Source organism: Candidatus Flexifilum breve (assembly GCF_016713355.1).
Window position 1 is genome coordinate 1 of record NZ_JADJPI010000021.1, and the last position, 15,780, is coordinate 15,780.

21 protein-coding genes, 1 tRNA gene and 2 pseudogenes are annotated in these 15,780 nt (G+C 51.7%); 8 read left to right on the forward strand and 16 right to left on the reverse strand.

Annotated elements, in window-relative coordinates:
• Positions 1-239 (forward strand): hypothetical protein (locus tag IPK17_RS18390; RefSeq protein WP_343419154.1); only part of this gene is annotated, 239 nt, incomplete at its 5' end.
• Here the strand turns inward: IPK17_RS18390 and IPK17_RS18395 are convergent.
• The 4 genes from IPK17_RS18395 to IPK17_RS18410 all read right to left on the reverse strand — a co-directional run bounded on the left by IPK17_RS18395 (position 199) and on the right by IPK17_RS18410 (position 2,465).
• A complete protein-coding gene (locus IPK17_RS18395; RefSeq protein ID WP_343419155.1) occupies positions 199-702 on the reverse strand; it encodes a hypothetical protein in 504 nt (167 codons plus the stop codon). The genes IPK17_RS18390 and IPK17_RS18395 overlap by 41 nt on opposite strands.
• Positions 644-961: a PAS domain-containing protein gene (locus IPK17_RS18400; RefSeq protein ID WP_343419156.1), complete on the reverse strand. Its 318-nt coding sequence runs from the start codon at positions 959-961 to the stop codon at positions 644-646. The genes IPK17_RS18395 and IPK17_RS18400 overlap by 59 nt, the downstream gene beginning before the upstream one ends.
• Before the next feature lie 592 nt (positions 962-1,553).
• Positions 1,554-1,727: a type 2 periplasmic-binding domain-containing protein gene (locus tag IPK17_RS18405; RefSeq protein ID WP_343419157.1), complete on the reverse strand. Its 174-nt coding sequence runs from the start codon at positions 1,725-1,727 to the stop codon at positions 1,554-1,556.
• A gap of 93 nt (positions 1,728-1,820) precedes the next feature.
• Entirely contained in the window at positions 1,821-2,465 is a 645-nt protein-coding gene (locus tag IPK17_RS18410) for a LysR family transcriptional regulator (protein WP_343419158.1), read from the reverse strand.
• A gap of 170 nt (positions 2,466-2,635) precedes the next feature.
• Between IPK17_RS18410 and IPK17_RS18415 the strand changes: the two are divergent.
• From IPK17_RS18415 to IPK17_RS18430, 4 genes and pseudogenes are all read left to right on the forward strand, one after another.
• Positions 2,636-3,156 (forward strand): annotated as a pseudogene (locus tag IPK17_RS18415) (FAD-binding protein).
• Positions 3,157-3,235: 79 nt separating this feature from the next.
• On the forward strand, positions 3,236-3,484 hold the full coding sequence (locus tag IPK17_RS18420) for an FAD-binding protein (protein ID WP_343419159.1): 249 nt from the start codon (positions 3,236-3,238) through the stop codon (positions 3,482-3,484).
• A gap of 10 nt (positions 3,485-3,494) precedes the next feature.
• Positions 3,495-4,406 carry an FAD-binding protein gene (locus tag IPK17_RS18425; RefSeq protein WP_343419160.1) on the forward strand — a complete coding sequence of 304 codons (912 nt, stop codon included), beginning with the start codon at positions 3,495-3,497 and terminating at the stop codon, positions 4,404-4,406.
• A gap of 457 nt (positions 4,407-4,863) precedes the next feature.
• Positions 4,864-5,415 (forward strand): DUF4231 domain-containing protein, encoded by a 552-nt coding sequence (locus IPK17_RS18430; protein ID WP_343419161.1) that lies wholly within the window; start codon positions 4,864-4,866, stop codon positions 5,413-5,415.
• Positions 5,416-5,518: 103 nt separating this feature from the next.
• On the opposite strand, the gene IPK17_RS18435 is transcribed toward IPK17_RS18430, so the two are convergent.
• The 6 genes from IPK17_RS18435 to IPK17_RS18460 form a co-directional block, all read right to left on the reverse strand.
• Positions 5,519-5,791, reverse strand: coding sequence for a hypothetical protein (locus IPK17_RS18435; protein ID WP_343419162.1), 273 nt, complete (start codon positions 5,789-5,791; stop codon positions 5,519-5,521).
• 679 nt (positions 5,792-6,470) lie between these two features.
• Positions 6,471-7,229, reverse strand: a complete 759-nt coding sequence (locus IPK17_RS18440; protein WP_343419163.1) for a tyrosine-protein kinase family protein — start codon at positions 7,227-7,229, stop codon at positions 6,471-6,473.
• Between the two features lie 8 nt (positions 7,230-7,237).
• Complete coding sequence (locus tag IPK17_RS18445; RefSeq protein ID WP_343419164.1) at positions 7,238-8,503, reverse strand: trypsin-like serine peptidase; 1,266 nt, start codon at positions 8,501-8,503, stop codon at positions 7,238-7,240.
• 51 nt (positions 8,504-8,554) lie between these two features.
• Complete coding sequence (locus IPK17_RS18450; protein ID WP_343419165.1) at positions 8,555-8,869, reverse strand: CU044_2847 family protein; 315 nt, start codon at positions 8,867-8,869, stop codon at positions 8,555-8,557.
• Positions 8,870-9,678: 809 nt separating this feature from the next.
• Positions 9,679-9,921, reverse strand: coding sequence for a tRNA (N6-threonylcarbamoyladenosine(37)-N6)-methyltransferase TrmO (gene tsaA / locus IPK17_RS18455; protein WP_343419166.1), 243 nt, complete (start codon positions 9,919-9,921; stop codon positions 9,679-9,681).
• A gap of 192 nt (positions 9,922-10,113) precedes the next feature.
• Positions 10,114-10,416, reverse strand: coding sequence for a hypothetical protein (locus IPK17_RS18460; RefSeq protein ID WP_343419167.1), 303 nt, complete (start codon positions 10,414-10,416; stop codon positions 10,114-10,116).
• Positions 10,417-10,692: 276 nt separating this feature from the next.
• Between IPK17_RS18460 and IPK17_RS18465 the strand changes: the two genes are divergently transcribed.
• Positions 10,693-11,493, forward strand: a complete 801-nt coding sequence (locus tag IPK17_RS18465) for an alpha/beta hydrolase (protein ID WP_343419168.1) — start codon at positions 10,693-10,695, stop codon at positions 11,491-11,493.
• Between the two features lie 17 nt (positions 11,494-11,510).
• Here the strand turns inward: IPK17_RS18465 and IPK17_RS18470 are convergent, their stop codons facing one another.
• Complete coding sequence (locus tag IPK17_RS18470) at positions 11,511-12,650, reverse strand: DNA cytosine methyltransferase (protein WP_343419169.1); 1,140 nt, start codon at positions 12,648-12,650, stop codon at positions 11,511-11,513.
• Between the two features lie 105 nt (positions 12,651-12,755).
• Here IPK17_RS18470 and IPK17_RS18475 point away from each other — a divergent pair.
• Positions 12,756-13,309: pseudogene (locus IPK17_RS18475) on the forward strand (hypothetical protein).
• Positions 13,310-13,550: 241 nt separating this feature from the next.
• Positions 13,551-13,934 (forward strand): restriction endonuclease, encoded by a 384-nt coding sequence (locus IPK17_RS18480; protein ID WP_502748954.1) that lies wholly within the window; start codon positions 13,551-13,553, stop codon positions 13,932-13,934.
• A 244-nt stretch (positions 13,935-14,178) separates the two neighbouring features.
• Here IPK17_RS18480 and IPK17_RS18485 read toward each other — a convergent pair.
• From IPK17_RS18485 to IPK17_RS18505, 5 genes are all read right to left on the reverse strand, one after another.
• Positions 14,179-14,251 (reverse strand) — tRNA-Arg (locus tag IPK17_RS18485).
• 98 nt (positions 14,252-14,349) lie between these two features.
• Complete coding sequence (locus IPK17_RS18490) at positions 14,350-14,517, reverse strand: hypothetical protein (protein ID WP_343419170.1); 168 nt, start codon at positions 14,515-14,517, stop codon at positions 14,350-14,352.
• Between the two features lie 17 nt (positions 14,518-14,534).
• A complete protein-coding gene (locus IPK17_RS18495; protein WP_343419171.1) occupies positions 14,535-14,720 on the reverse strand; it encodes a hypothetical protein in 186 nt (61 codons plus the stop codon).
• Positions 14,662-15,300, reverse strand: a complete 639-nt coding sequence (locus IPK17_RS18500) for a DVUA0089 family protein (protein WP_343419172.1) — start codon at positions 15,298-15,300, stop codon at positions 14,662-14,664. Before IPK17_RS18500 ends, IPK17_RS18495 begins: the two co-directional genes overlap by 59 nt.
• A complete protein-coding gene (locus IPK17_RS18505; protein ID WP_343419173.1) occupies positions 15,200-15,616 on the reverse strand; it encodes a hypothetical protein in 417 nt (138 codons plus the stop codon). The genes IPK17_RS18500 and IPK17_RS18505 overlap by 101 nt, the downstream gene beginning before the upstream one ends.
• Positions 15,617-15,780 lie beyond the last annotated feature (164 nt).

Consider the following 15,780-nt stretch of genomic DNA (forward strand, 5'->3'; position numbering starts at 1 on the left):
TAGTCGACAACCTGTCCCTGAGCATCCCGGATAATCTCATTGATGGCAACACCCTTGTCCATCACATTGAAGAGGTTGCGGTAAAGGATCTTCGCCAGCCTCCAAGCGTTGATAGCTCAGGAGCTGTCGACAGGGCATCGGCCAAGCGCCGTTTTGATTTCTTTGAACAACCGGATCTTCTTCGAGGTCACACCCGCCCTATACGAGTATTGATGGCACAAAAGACCAGGCATTCCTGACCTTCGGGTAAAACGCCATGGCGATGAACGACTGGACGTGGAAAGCCGCTGCCATCTCAAAGGGAACCGGATGCATGGCCCCTGGACCGAACAGAACGGGGTCAGGGGAAGCGCGCAGGAGTCGGTAGACATGTGCGCCCACCGGATCAAGCGGGAGCTCTACGCCGATTGGGAGCAAGCCGGGGTATTCCGGACGGGTGCGCTCCATCGGCACACACCACAGGGGGGCCTCCGGATCACAGGGGTAAACAAATGACGCGCGATCACACTCGAAGATCGCCAGCAATGTATCCAATACATCCCGCAGCATCTGATCCAGATCATTAGTGCCCTGAATCGCGCGGTTAACCTGATCCATGCGTTCGAAGTAGCGAAGATGAGCGAGGCGTTCTTCCTCCGCTTGTTTACGCAGGGTGAGGTCGGTGACGACTGCAAAGCTCCCCCAGAAACCGCCCTTGGTCATCGAGGAAGGGCGTGCCTGAGACAAGGGTCGTGATCGGCGTACCGTCGCGCCGGATCCAATCGATTTGGTAGAGACTTTGTTTACCCTGTCGTCGTAGAACAATTTGAGCATCATAGACCGCCTGACTGGTCGTCTCCATAAACACATGGAGCGTTCTGCCAAACAGTTCTTCCGTCGAGTAGCCGAGCAATTCCGTGAAGCGGTGGTTGGCGTAGTTGATCTTGAGTTCGGCATCGATGCACACTAGTCCATCATTCATGGCTTCCACAAGTCAGCCAGCGTTTTTCGCTGGCTAGCAGCGCCGGCGAAGCCCGGCCTTGTCGGGTGGAAACTGCTGCAAAGCGTAAGAGCGATCACCACCCTGCGTCGTTTGCTGAGCCTTCGGCCATGAGAGACTACCTATCTGCCGTAAATCGAACGATAACCGCTGCGTCCTATTTTCATTATACGCCCGATTTACGCGGCGAACTTACGTCCGACGGGGAAGAGAGCGCTAGATTTTAGTCGCCGGGCAGAAGGAACAGATCATGACTGAGGAGTGGCAGGCGGGCAGTCACCGCCGCTAGCACAGCAAGCTCGCTACCTGCCGCGGACAGTTCTCACTCTACTTGGGCTAGTTCATGAGGGATAGATCACAAGCTTTCCTGACCGGTTTGACCAGTTTGATTCGGTTTGAGTTGTTTTTCCGCCGATCAGAGTCGCGTTTTTACGAGTCATCCGACTGGGAGAGCACTGCTTTGATGTCAATCACGGGCGTACCATCAATCGCTTCGATGGGATCAACTTTAGCTGCTTCCAGTTGATCTCAGCACAGTCACGCGATGTAGACCAATGGGAATAAGTTGCTTTCCTTATAGCAGAATTTGCAGTTGGGGCGCGTCCTGCGCCAGGAGAGCGATGAATGCTCTTTGAATCGGTGTAAATGGCTTCTCTTTATTCCACACCAGCAGCAGCGGCCGTTTGAGTTCGGTTTCGCTAAGCGGGATCAAAAGCAGCTCGTGGCGCTGCACCTCGCTCGACGGCATACCGGGGCAGAATGGCGTAACCCATTTGCCCCTCACTCAGCAGGGCATATTTAATCGCTCCGGGACTGTCCAATTCCACCACACTGGGCGCGTTCACACCGTAGGCTTGTAACTGAGCTTCAGCCAGCAGCGGGCGCGGCTGGTTGGCTGCCGATTGATCAGCGGCAACTTGCTGAGTTCGTGTATCGAGATGGCTGCCTGCGCTGCCAGCGGATGGTCGGCGCTCACCGTGACGAAATACTCAATATCCTGCACGCGCATTCGTCCGAGCGTCGCCTGATCGAGTTCAGCCAGTTCCCCTTCCAGAAAGCCGAGATCGTAGCGCCCGTTCAGGACGTCGGCGACAACGTCGACGGTAAGCGCCGTTTGCAGCGAGACACTGAGGCCGCTTTGCGTCCGCTGAAACTGCTGCAGCCAATTCGGCAGCAGGTAAACGCTCACACCGGGGGTCGCCCCCACACTCAACGACTGATGCTCGCCCAGCGGCATGATCTCACGTTCGGCTTCGGTCAGCAGTTGCAGGATACGACGCGCATACATATACAGCTTGTCGCCCGCCTCCGTGGGCTGCACGCCGCGCGGACTACGCTCGAACAGCTTCACGCCGAACGCCGCTTCTAGGCTTTGAATATTCTGGCTCACGGCCGACTGAGTCGTGTACAGTTCTTGTGCCGCTTGATTCAGGCTGCCGCGCTCGTACACGACGATGAACAGCTTGAGTTTATGCAGGGTAACCATAGCGTTATCACTTCATCTGATACCCCTATCATATCCTGATGTCTACTCAGTGACGATGAATGTCATATGATTCTCGTGACAAATGTCATACGGCAAATTGCATAGAGAGAACTTAACGGCGGAAGTCCATGCACAACGCCGGGAAATTGGCTTATTGGAAAGGGATGAAGATGCAGTCTCGAACGCATGTCTCGAACGTATTGGTGATTGGAACCGGCGCGGCCGGGCTGCGCGCAGCGATTGCCGCTTACGAAGCGGGCTGCGATGTGGTGCTGGTGGGGAAAAGCCTGAAGCGTGACGCGCATACCGTCCTGGCCGCCGGTGGGATCAACGCGGCGTTGGGCACGGTGGATCCTGAAGACACTTGGCAAAGCATTTCGTCGATACCTATCGCGATGGCTATGGATTAGCGAACCCGCACATGGTCGAACTGCTGGTGAAAGAAGCGCCGCGCGCCATTACGGAACTCGTCGATTACGGTGTGCAGTTCGCGCGGCAGCCGAACGGGGAACTGGATCAACGCTATTTTGGTGCGCATACCTACCGCCGCACCTGCTATGCGGGCGACTATACCGGACGCGCGATCCTGTTCGCGCTGGCGGATCGTGTCGAGGCGCTCAGGATTCCAATTCACGAGCAGCAGTACGTGTCAGCGTCTTGGTCGATGCGGGGTTGTGCTTCGGCGCGCTGACCTTCGATCTGCATACCGGGCAGCGCACGGTGTATCTGGCGGATGCGGTGATTCGGCCACCGGTGGGCACACCCGTTTATTGGCGCGCAGTTCCAGCCGTCGTGACGAGAATACTGGCGACGGACTCGATTTAGCGCTGCGGGCAGGTGCAGAACTCGCGGACATGGAACTGGTGCAGTTTCATCCGACCGGGATGGTCACGCCGGAGAGTATGGCGGGTACGTTAGTGACAGAGGCGGTCCGCGGCGAAGGCGGTCATCTGTACAACGCGCTCGGCGAACGCTTCATGAGCAAATACGACCTGAACGGTTGGAACTCTCCACCGTGACCGGGTCGCCATGGCAAATTACACCGAGATCATCGAAGGACGCGGTACGCCGAATGGCGCGGTGCTGCTGGATATCAGCCATCGAAGCAAAGAATACATCCTGCAAAAGCTGCCACGTATGTATCGCCAGTTCCTCGAAAGCCAGATGCTGGACATCAGCCAGAAGCCGATGGAAGTCGCGCCGACGGCCCACTACAGCATGGGCGGTGTGGTCGTGGAACCAGACACCGGAGCAACTCAGGTCGTCGGGCTGTACGCGGCGGGTGAGGTCACGAGCGGATTGCACGGGGCTAATCGCTTGGGTGGCAATTCGCTGGCGGAAACGGTAGTGTTTGGTCGGCGAGCAGGCGAAGCCGCCGCGCGCTATGCGCAGAATATCCCCGCGCAGCACCGTTCAAATCCAGTCATTCGGGCCGCCTATGAAGACCTCGATCACTTGATCCAACCCGGCACAGAGATTGCCCGTCCATTGCAGCGCGCCGTGCGCGACACGATGTGGGAGTGCTGCGGTGTCGTCCGCTCGGGTGAACGCTTGCAGGAAGGGTTGGAACGACTGCTCAACCTGCGCGCGGCGACCCAAGCGTTGGATGTGCGCCCTTCGGCGGAAGGCTATCAAGATTTGGCGCTGGCGCTGGATTTACGCGCGGCCCTCACGGCTGCTGAAGCAACGGTTCGCTCTGCCATTGAACGGCGCGAGAGCCGTGGAGCGCATCAGCGCAGCGATTTCCCCAACGTCGATGATACACTCCGCGTCAATTTCATCATCGGTTTGAACGGTGAACGCCAAATAGGTGCTGCGGACACAACCAGCGCTCGATCCTCCCACCGAACTGGAAATGTGGATGCACGACCATCCGCTGGAAGTGGCTGGTCGGCTTCTCGAATAACCCAAAGTCACCTTTTCATTCGGCGCGGTCGTTGAACGTTTCGCGTGGCCGCGCCGGGAAATTCCCACTCACTAAGCTCACGCCTGATCTGCAATTCTTGCTTGGCTTATTGGTGCATATCCTCCTCCTGCACCACAGATCTTCTGCAATGCGTTCCAGAGGGTATGACGTCACACTTTCTCAACAGCGCGTTGTCAAATAGCGCGTGGGTCGGAATACCGAGTCAGATGGGGACGGGGAAGAAAGAGCGATGACACACTGATGTTCACCGATCGCCAAGGGGCAAGCTTCGTCTGACCGTCGAACAACAGGCGCATATCTTGGGATATCCCGAACTCAAAGATCAGCTGGATCGTCTCAAAGAAACCATCCTCCACCCCAATGTAGTCAGCATTACTACGGTCGATGAGACGGTGCGGATTTGTCATCCGCATTATGCCTCCAGTTAGAATGTATAATGTGTTTGGCGAATGATCAGTTGGAGGCATTTTAATGAGTATGGAACTGAATCACCCCCCTTCTCAACAGGTGCTTCCCAAAACGCCTGCAAATAACCGTCGCCGAGGAGGAGTCTTACTACAAGAGATGCCTTACTGGCGGGGCTTTCCCCCTATGGATGAGACATTTCAGCTCGTCTCGAAAGAGGAATTACGCGACTATTTGCGTGATGAGGATCCTGTAGCAGTACGCGAGATGGAGTCCGATGTTGATTTTCTGGAGTTTGAGCTAATGCGGCTTTTTCGTGAACGCGATTACGCAGCGAAGCTCCAGCAGAATCGATATCGATTGTACGTTATTATTTTCTTACTGCTCGCTGCATTCGCTGCTGTCTTTGCGGTCATTATCCTGGCCTTGCTTATACTAATGCAACTCCAACTTATTCCCTTTGTTGCGCTCTTTGAAACAATTGTCGCCCTGTTGGGTATATTTCTTACTACCATTTCTGGACGGGAGCCACCTTTACAGCTTTGGTTGAGCTATCGTCGTCGGGCGGAACAACTCCGCCGCGAATACTTCCGCTATCTTTTCGGCTGCCCCTTATGATCGCCTAGTTGGTGTCGAGCGCAGACTAAAGCTCTCAGAACGTGCCGCTGATATAAACCGTGGTGTTTTTCCTGAAGAGCAGTCATTGCTGGATCTATAGAATTTATCCAGCAGAGTCATATGAATTTTCCTCGGCACTTAATGGGGGGACCGGGGAATCATCTTCATTAAACTCCGCTAATCTGGCGCTATCGCGAGCCTCTTCAATATAATTTTGGAGACGCGACGGTGTTTGCAGAGATTGCCCCCACTGATTACTTTCTTTCATCATCACATTCAATACAACCTGGGTGTAATTGCGATAGGCTACCGCATACAAATCTGGCGCCATTCCTGCAAGTGGGGATTGAGCATCCGCAACTTCTAGATTTTCCAATGCTACATCATATAGATTGGCAGTACGATCCCACTGAAAAAGGTCTGGTAACGCAGAGAACAAGCGCGATAATCGGGGAAAGCCCTGCAATTCCCGCTAAAATAATAATTATCGGTGTCCAGCCGCCACATTCAGGCGTAGCAATTCCACCATTGCACTGTTGACTACTGGTAGTGATTGCGAAGCCAAGGAGTGCTGACGCAAACCCGGTAAACAGAAGAAAGAGTGTTCGTAATCGATTAACCTGTGCGGCTGCTATCCGGCTTTTCCTAAGACGTTCTTTGTAGTAGGCACGTTGATCTTCGAGTACAAACCGATCGAAAGCAGAGTAAAGAGCATGGATCGCTTTAGCACTCATGGATGGACCACTAACATTTTCCGGACTTTTAGTTCGAGGGAAAGGCTTTTGAGCAGGTTTAACACTTTCGTCTATCTCTGTAGTGCGATGCTCCCACGGGACGTAAGTTCAGCAAGCGATCTAGAAAAGTCTCATAAGCAACAGTTAGAGATAGGCGGTCTGTAGTCTGTTCCCCGGAAGTATCAAGTACCGCAACCCGTTCACCGTAAGCAAAATCCGCATTATGCTGAATTTTGACTTGGTCGAAATATTCGGTTAGGTCACACGACTCTATTTGATAGACATCTTGGAAAAGTTTTGTGAATTGAGGTTGATAACCCTCTATACGTTCCGCTGGATTTCCAAGCCCCAACTACGTTCTGCCACGCTTCGGGTTGGGTCAATACGAGACACGAGAGGAAAGACAATAAGTGGACGTAGATCATCCGTCGAACGACGAAAGGATACCGCACGGCGCACAATGTCCAATACACCTGAACTACTTTGAAAATTGGGAGTAAAAACTGTAACTAGTCTATCGGGCATAAGCATAGTGCAAATGCCGCTGGTATCAGTTAACCCTGTACGGGAATCAATGAGAACGAAATCATATCGACGTGCTAGCTGTTGCCCAAATGCAAGGTATAGCCAGGGCGCTCTTTCAAATAAGCTATTCCAGGGGAAACTGTTAATCAAATTGGAGTAGGTATCGTCAAAACTGCCAGCTTTCAGAATTGACAGTCGGTTAATACTTGTTTTCAGGATATACCGTTCAAGCTGATTTTGAGAGAAGAGATTTTTGACGACACTCTGATTTAGAACTGGTCGATCTTCTGAAATACTTTTCTCAATTTCAGTAAACAAATTGATAAGCCCCGGGTGTCGATTAAGTTCAAACTCTCCCGATTCATTTAAAGGAAATCGTTCCTTAAGCAAAGGTCGGAAAAAACGATGTAAGCCTGGGGCTTCTAGATCCCAATCAATTGCGAGCACCGAATAACGCCGTGCCAGTAAACAGGCGATATTCGCCAGCGCCATACTTCGGCCTGTTCCGCCCTTGTATGAGTAAAATGTGACGATTTGTCCCCGCGTAGTGGACATATTTTCTCCTAGCTGCGGGTAGGGAGTGAAGTTCGACGATAACGCATTCGCGTCATGAACTGCTGTATCTGTTGCTCTTGGGATAAAGGTGGTTCGTCGCACTCCGAAAACACTTCAGGATGATCGAGTAATGCATAGCAGCATTCGGCGATGTGCTCAGCAATTTTCCACATATCTTTGTCAAAAACGCTTGATTTCATATCAGAATAGAGAAGAGTCTCTACTTCTAAATTATATGAACGAACTCGAATTTCCTCTGGAAGAAGTGAATGACCCCGAAGAACGACATGCAAAATTGAATCTCGGTACGGCCCCAACATCTCGGAGCGGTGCCGATGTAAGTTCTCCATCGTCGTATATTCGCGCGCACAGTCTCTTTGACCAAAATACATTGGGAAGCATATGACGAGCATAGATGCGCTTTGACATAGTTTTTGCGCTTTGTCTGAGTTAAAGAAATCTGAGGTACGCTCATCGTCCACGTATATTTCCTGCTTATCTGGAAATATCATCTGCATTGTAGTCTGCAATTTTTCGCGCAGTGCTTGCGCGAATGCAGTTGTGGTATCCCGAACATCATCACTAAATAAGATCGGCGCATAACTTATGTAGCATGCGTATTTGTACGTCTTTTGAGCTTCAAGCTCCTTTATTGATTCTAGATTATTCCAAGCTTGGAGGAGCAAATCTTTCGAGATCATAGCTCCAGCATTTGCTCGGTCAGTCCGAAAGGCTTGGGAGACTATTCCGATCACATTCTTCGTCTCATAATCATAGACCGGCGTCCCGCTATATCCCTGTTCGACAGGAAATTCACCTTCGTTGACTTGAAGCTGTACAAAAGTGTTTCCGAGCGGCCCGTGTTGTGTGGCATCAACCCATCTCCCAAACCGTTCCGAACCCTTAGGGAAGCCATAAACCATGACTCCTCTGCGGTCGTGAGGGTCAAAACTTTTGAGTGGGGCAGGTTGTACGTCTTCAGGAGCATCGGTCACAAGAGACAGACCGGCAATGTCGCCTTTTCCATCCGCTTGGGCTGCCTGCCAAACTTCGACACTGGCTTCACGGCGAATGTCTACTGATTTTGAGAAAGGAAACTCAATACGTAAAACCCCCTCAGGTCGATCTGGGCTTTCTTTTGGAACCCCTAACGCAAATGCAACAACATGCGCGCACGTAAATATCTGCCTCTTACCTACTAGAAACCCTGCACCTACAGTTGCGCCATCGGGACGGCAGATACGGACAATTGAAGTCGGCGAATATTGTTGCATAAGACCAGCCTCAGATAAATCATTAGCTATATAAGGCAACTTGAAATTGTATTACTCCTGTTTAGGAGTAGGTTTATTCCATACAACTTTCGCTTTGATATGAGCTTCAACGTCTGCCTGAGCCACCAATATACCTGCTTTTGAACCAACTTTGATCCCAAACTCAAGTTCGACTGTATCGGGCCTGTCATGTGCAGCATCCAACATCTCTCGCGCTTTTTCGGCCATCCAGCGCACAACATTCAATGCATTATCAACTGCTACTTTTGCCTGCTCGACCTGATCTTTTCCAAAATCGTTTATGCCAACCTGTTCCCATCCAGGTTCATCATACTCAACAAGTATCGAAACATTTTCGTCGTTCATAGTGGCATGTCCTTGAAATCTTGAAAAAGACGTCTTTTGACCTACTTTCTAAGAGCAGTAACTTTATACTACTCTATTTTTATCTAGACTTGCATTTCAGAGTGAGAAATATCGAGGGACTCAGAGAAGCGGGTGTATTGTCAAAGTCTAGCATTAATCAGTTGTAGTTCAGAATAGGTTCAGGGTGCTTGTTGAAAACGCGTAAAGCTGTCCAGTACTCAAGCGAAGTGGGGGATCGGAAAACCGCTTTCAACGTCAGGTCGCCGGGTCAGAGGCGAACCCGGAGGAGCGTTAGCGCGCATGCACCTATGATGAATTGTTGGCAAGTGATAAGGTCAGCTTGACATCTTCTGGCCCAAGGATGAGAGAGCCTTCAAGATACTGCCAGCTTGCCCGCGCCGGAGGTCATCGCTGAGGAAATCAAGGACGATCTGAGCGCCGCGCTTGAGCAATTCACCGCCATCACCAGGGATTTAAGGATCGAAGAGTAGGGATAAAAGTTCATGATTGCAAGGATTCACGGCGCTCGGTTGCCAATGGGACTTGATGTGCCCAAGCTTATGCTGGAAGCGATGGAAAATGCTAGGAGCCTTGACGATTAAGTTCGTTTCCTTTTGCGGTTGGGCATGGGACACCCTGCAACTATTGTCTCGGATTTTGGTTGCTCTGAGTACCTACCTGCACCATTGATATCGGCAATGGCGCAGGATTGCATTTAAGGCCGTCCGTATTTCCTGACCGGTTTGATCAGTTTGAACGGTTTGAACGGTTTTTTGGCGGATCAGAGTCACATTTTACGAGTCATCCGACTAGGATAGCACGGCTTTGATGTCAATAACAGGCGTACCATCAATCGCTTCGATGGGATCAACTTTTAGGCAGCTCCCGTTGATCTCAAACACAGTCACGCGATGTAGTCCAATGGGATTCGGGCGTGCCGGGGAACGTGTCGCAAAGACGCCTGTGAGCGGGTTTTCGATATCGCCTCGGGGATGCACTTGGAGCACATCACGCGGCGAACGATGCAGCCAGGTGAGAATGATCAGTTTCATCCTCCACGCCAATTCTATGAAGCGCCTGCTCAAATGGTGGATAGACTTCGATCCAAGCATCGGGAGCGCCTTCGTAGCCCTGCCGCGGCGCAGCGTCAAGCGCTGTGAGGTCAGAGCGAATAACGCCAACCGGATGAAGCGTGTAGCTGTTGTCCACCATCATTTGCCTTCCACGCTGACCTTGGTCACTCGTCACAAGTTGCTGCTTCCATTGACTGGTACCTTCCAGTTTTGCCGTACAGGGGCACCGCCGTCCGGATAAGTCGTCGAAAACGCACTTTCGACACTCAGCTCAAACAAAATGTAGCTGTCCTTCGGCTGGTAGCCATAGCGTGTGGCAAGTTCGCGCAGGACGGGATCATCGGTCAGAACCGCGTGACCTGACACAGCGAACTCCCCTGCACCACCACCGCTATCGGCGACCGCAGCGTGCAGTGCATAGCCGGAACCCCGTTGGAGATCGTGACCTTTGGGCGACGTTGGCTCCATAAACAACAGGAGGTGCCCCTCGGCGATAATCGGTGTGACCGGATGAACGCGGGGCAGTCCATTTGCGCGGACGGTTGCTAGATATGCCGGTGGGGTCTTGAAACGCTGTTCGCCAAAGGCCGCAAGTTCAGGTGCCGCATTTGCAAAATCTTGCTAAGAATGATTCATTAGTCCCCTTTTGTTTCACAAGCGATGGTAGGCTAGATGCCGATTTTGCTGCAGCGCGTCTGAATGTGCCTATACTCAATGATGATATAGCAGCCTCAGTCAGGAGAGAAGTGCATGTCAACCCATCCGCTCGACAACCCGTTGATTACGCCGATGCTGTTCTATCCGCGCGCAGATCGTCCGGGATACAGCCACATCGCCGGAGCGGTTGATGGCAACATTCCGATTGATGATGGAGTGTCACTTGGCTATCGCTTCTATGCTCATCAGCCTGACGCACCCGTCATCCTCTATTTTCACGGAAACGGTGAAATCGCCAGTGACTATGATGGGATTGCCCGCTTGTTTTTCGAGATCGGTACGTCCCTGCTGGTGGTCGATTATCGCGGATACGGGTGGAGCACGGGATCACCGCTCGCTAGCAAGCTGCTCAGCGATGCCGAAGCGGTAGTACCGGCGCTGCCTTCTATTTTGAGCAACGCAGAAGTCGACGCTGTGCCGCTGTTCCTGATGGGTCGATCTCTCGGCAGCGCGCCTGCTGTGCATCTAGCCTACACCTTCCCGGATCGTTTCAAAGGGCTGATCATCGAAAGCGGATTTGCCGACATGCCCTCAGTGATGCGACGGCTCGGTATCCAACCGGAGATGTTTTCAGTCCCTGAACAGCTTCTCGCGCCTATCGGTAACGCGCGCAAATTGCAAAGTGTGAAGCTGCCACTGCTGGTCATTCACGGGGAAGCGGATCAATTGCTGCCAATCAAACAGGGGCAACAGCTCTACGATGCCTCCGCTGCTGAGAACAAAACCATTCTCCGCATCCCTCATGCTGGTCATAACGACATTCTGATGGTAGGGATGGAGCGGTACTTTCAATCGATTTCTAGATTTGTCACCGACTTAGATTCTGTCATCTAACGAACCCAAGAGCGCAATCAGAGCTCTTCGAGAAGAGAACTAATGGCTTCTGCGATTCTTTTTGCCATAAGCGGTGGAACTGCCTCACCAATTTGGGCGCGAACCCCAGGGCCGGTGAAATGATAGTTATCTGTAAACGTCTGAATACGAGCACGTTCACGTAGTGTGAGTTGAGCACGATTGCGCTCGTAGTGGTAACCATGAGTACCACCCCCTCCGTAAGCGACAACCGTCCAAGCGGGCTTCAAAGGTGAAGAGCGGCGGTAAATGAAGCTGATACCCTTTCCTTCAACCTGCCACGGCGTTCCATGCACAAATTGATAGTTTTCGTCAGGGGGAATCATGAACATGCGATCCATCACACCTTGCGTAGTATTGGGATCTTCGACTGTATCATCCTCGATATCGAGACCTTCCACCGGTATGTCGCGCCAATTCATTTCCTTCAGCAGCGCTTCATGTTCATCCATTGCCTCTTCGTACTGCTTCACGCGAAATGGGGTTTTCGAGATATTGTTGGCTGTAAAATAATCTTCTAAGATGTCGAATTTCACATTCTTCCATTTGTCTTCCCGCCATGTGGTTACTGCCAATATAGAACTTTCTTTAGCCAAGTCTGCATAAGCTTGCATGATTTCTACATATTTGTCTTGAAGCTCAGGGAGTGGTTTGCCTTCGAATGCTTCAATCGCTGTGAGCGGAAAGATGGGAAAAAGCGTGTTTTTGCCTTGAAGTCGATGCTCAAACTCAGAACTATATTGGTACTGTTTGAGAATATGGAACCGGTCAAACAGATCACGGCGGATGCCAATAATGATCAATCGGCGGCGGGTTTGAGGTATGCCAAGATTAGGAGCATCAACAGTACCATCAAACAAAATATCGTAACCAGGTGGCGCATCAGATGAGCTGGCCCCAATATTCATTTCTGAACAGATTTCTTCGAAACGCTGCTTATCTCCAAGATTGCCTAAATCACTCCGGATTATGTTGTACACCTCGCCGTTATTTGCGCTCGCTAGCCCCGGCACATTCTCAAAAACGAAAAACTTTGGTTGCAGCTGAATAACGGCACGCATGAATTCAAGGTAAAGCGTTCCTCGTTTACCTTCTTTCCTAACTGCTTGCTGCCCTTTGAAATGGAGAAATGCTGACAAGCGGGACAACCAAATAACGAGGCTATCGCGTGTGGTATATTAGTCTAAGACATCGTAAAAACAGCTTTATGGTCTTTACTAATATTGTCGTGATAGGTGAACACTATGCTCGGAATTGAATTCAGCGAATTACCGATTTCCGATCTTTTTCTCGATGCCCTTTACAAGAGTGGTACTGCGGGTAATGCCGGAGATGACCCAATTCATAAACTTCTTGGCGTTGCCAATATGGGAGGATTCCGTTCCCGGCTGACATCTGATCGAAACGGATATGCTTTTATCGCAATTTACTCTGATAACTCAGACCCTGATTGGCCGGATTACGTTGATCTGGTTAATGGACTTATCACATACTATGGTGACAACAAAAAACCTGGTCGGCAATTGAGAATACACGGGCAGGCGGAAACAAAATCCTCAGTAGAGTATTTGAGCTTGCACACGGTGGAATGGGTGATAGATTGCGTGTTCCACCTTTTTTTGTGTTCACAAAAGGTGAGCAAAGACGAGATGTGATTTTTCGTGGAATTGCTGTTCCGGGAGCAAATTCAGTTTCACAAACGGAAGATCTTGTTGCAGTTTGGAAGATTAAAGACGGGCAACGTTTTCAAAACTATAGAGCGATTTTCACAATTCTTGATGTTGATCTTATTGCGTGAATGGTTAGACGATCTGATGAATTCTAATCCGTTAAGCCCCCATTGTCCTGAGGCATGGCGACTCTGGATTGAAACAGGTCATTACGACCCATTAAGGGCTAACGAGTCACGTCAATATCGTACAAAACAAGAACAGATGCCCTACAATAAACAAGAGGCCACCTTGCTTCAGGTCGTGTTGGATTATTTTCAGAACAATCCTTATCTGTTTGAGCGGTTTGCTGGCGAGATTGTGAAACTCATGGATCGAAATGTAACGGCGATTGATGTTACGCAGCCTTCGCGTGATGGTGGTAGAGATGGGATAGGTCAGTATCGCATAGGCGTTGAAGGAGAAGGCATCTATATTGACTTTGCTGTTGAAGCAAAATGCTATGGTGAGGGTAATTCAGTAGGTGTGAGAGAGCTGTCGAGATTAATCTCACGCCTGCGTCATCGACAGTTTGGGGTATTGGTTACAACGTCTTATGTAGCACAACAAGCATATCAGGAGATCAGGGAAGATCAGCATCCCATCATCGTCATTGCCGGTAGAGACATCGTACAATTGTTGATGTCGAATGGATTGGGAAATCCCCATGATCTGAAAAATTACTTACAATTTATGTTTCCGCTAGACCAGTAAAAACGGATAATTTCACCGTAAGCAACCAATGTTACCCTAAGTTCGGCATACCGTTCAAAATCGTGTTGTATCTCAACCAGGAGTGTGAAGTTGTGGATGTAGAGCTGCAGCCGCCCTTTGCTTACCTCAGAGATCTGGGGAACGCGGTGCGCGGTGGCAGCAGCGGCAGTCTGGGTGTTGATGAGGCAAAATCGAGGCAAACAAAAACCCGCTGTGTGGCGGGTTCTCAGGGTGTCCCCTTTTGCGTGCCTAGAGGGATTCGAACCCCCGACTTCTTGCTCCGTAGGCAAGCGCTCTATCCGCTGAGCTATAGGCACATTACATTGTGTCCATAGGATAGCACAGCTAGAAAGTCGGGTCAAGGCACGATTTTAGCCGGGATGAACACTCACGCGCCTATCCCCGGACTGGCGACTTAACGCAGGATCGAGACCGTGATGGCGAACTCGCCCGGGTTACCGTCTTCGCTCAACACCGAGACCGTATAGTCCCCACTCGCGCTGATCGGGAAGTTCGCAATCTGCGCATCGATGAACGCGAGCGTCACCGTCCGTTGACCATGATCGGTGTTTTCCGCCAGCACTGTGCCATCCGGCCCGATCAGCGCGACATAGGATCAAAGCTCCCGCTCAAGCCGCGCACACCGACGGTCACCCAGTCGCCTGCGTCAGCGCTGAAGGTCTGTTCGAAAGCTGACTGCCCGTTCGAGTCGCCCGTGTAGACCGTCTCATCCGGCGCGTTCGTCGGCGCATTCTGGGCGATCCGTTCGAGGGTCGTCAAACTCACCGCCGCCGCCATGATAACCGGAGACCTCCACGAAGTACCGCCCCGTCCCCGCCACAATCAAGCGGGTGACACGCGAGTCAACCCGTGCCAGATCCTCCGACGGATCACCGTGATCGTCGTTATAGGCCATTAAGTTATCCGCCTGATCATAAATCGCGATGATTGTATCCAACGCGTCATCCAGCGAGCGCGCTGATGGTGTACACATCACCGCTTCCGCATTCAGCTCGTAGGCGTAAGCTTCGTTCGGGTTGACCGTCTCCTGCAGCGTCTGGAAGTCCGTGCCATCGTCGATGACGGGCTGCTCACCCCCACGCACAATTTCGAGCGTGAAATCCCCGCCCGTATTGTCGTAACCGCTGATCACAATCGTGAAACTGCCACCCGCGGCGAATGTGAAATCGGCGATCCGCGAGTCGAACCGGCCAATGGTGCTGTCCCCCGTGCCATGATCGTCGTTTTCGGCCAGCGTGCGCCCCTTACTGTCGTTCAAGGTGACCCGTGGATCGAAACCGTTGATGCCGACCACCGTAATCGTGATGGTTTCCCCGGCAGTCGCGCCGATTTCGTAGGAAAACACATCGCCCTGCGCCACCGTCCCGTCGATGATTTCGCTGCCCTGCCCACCGTTCGTGTTCGGCTCCGGGGTCGGCGGCTGACATCGCCGTCGTCGTGAGCAGCACTTCGATGCTGCCCTGCGCCACGCCGGAGAACGTATCGACGACGATCACATATTCGCCCGCGGCGACGAGCGGCAAATCGGCGATGAGCGAATCCGTTTGCGCCAGATCCATCCGATCGGTATTGTGATCATCTTTTCGGCGAGGCTTGCGCCATTCGGCGCGATAATTTCGAGCGTCGTATCGGTTGATCTGCATCTTCGAGGCTGCGAACATAGACCGTGACCACTTCACTGCCCACGGCTATATAGCTCAATTGGATGGGTTTACCATCTGTCATTTCTACGATGAGCGGTGTATTCGGGCTGAGTGTACCACCTTGCGCGGCGACCCCGAACGGGATGAGAAGCAGAAGCAGGAGGACATAAAGTCGTGCATTC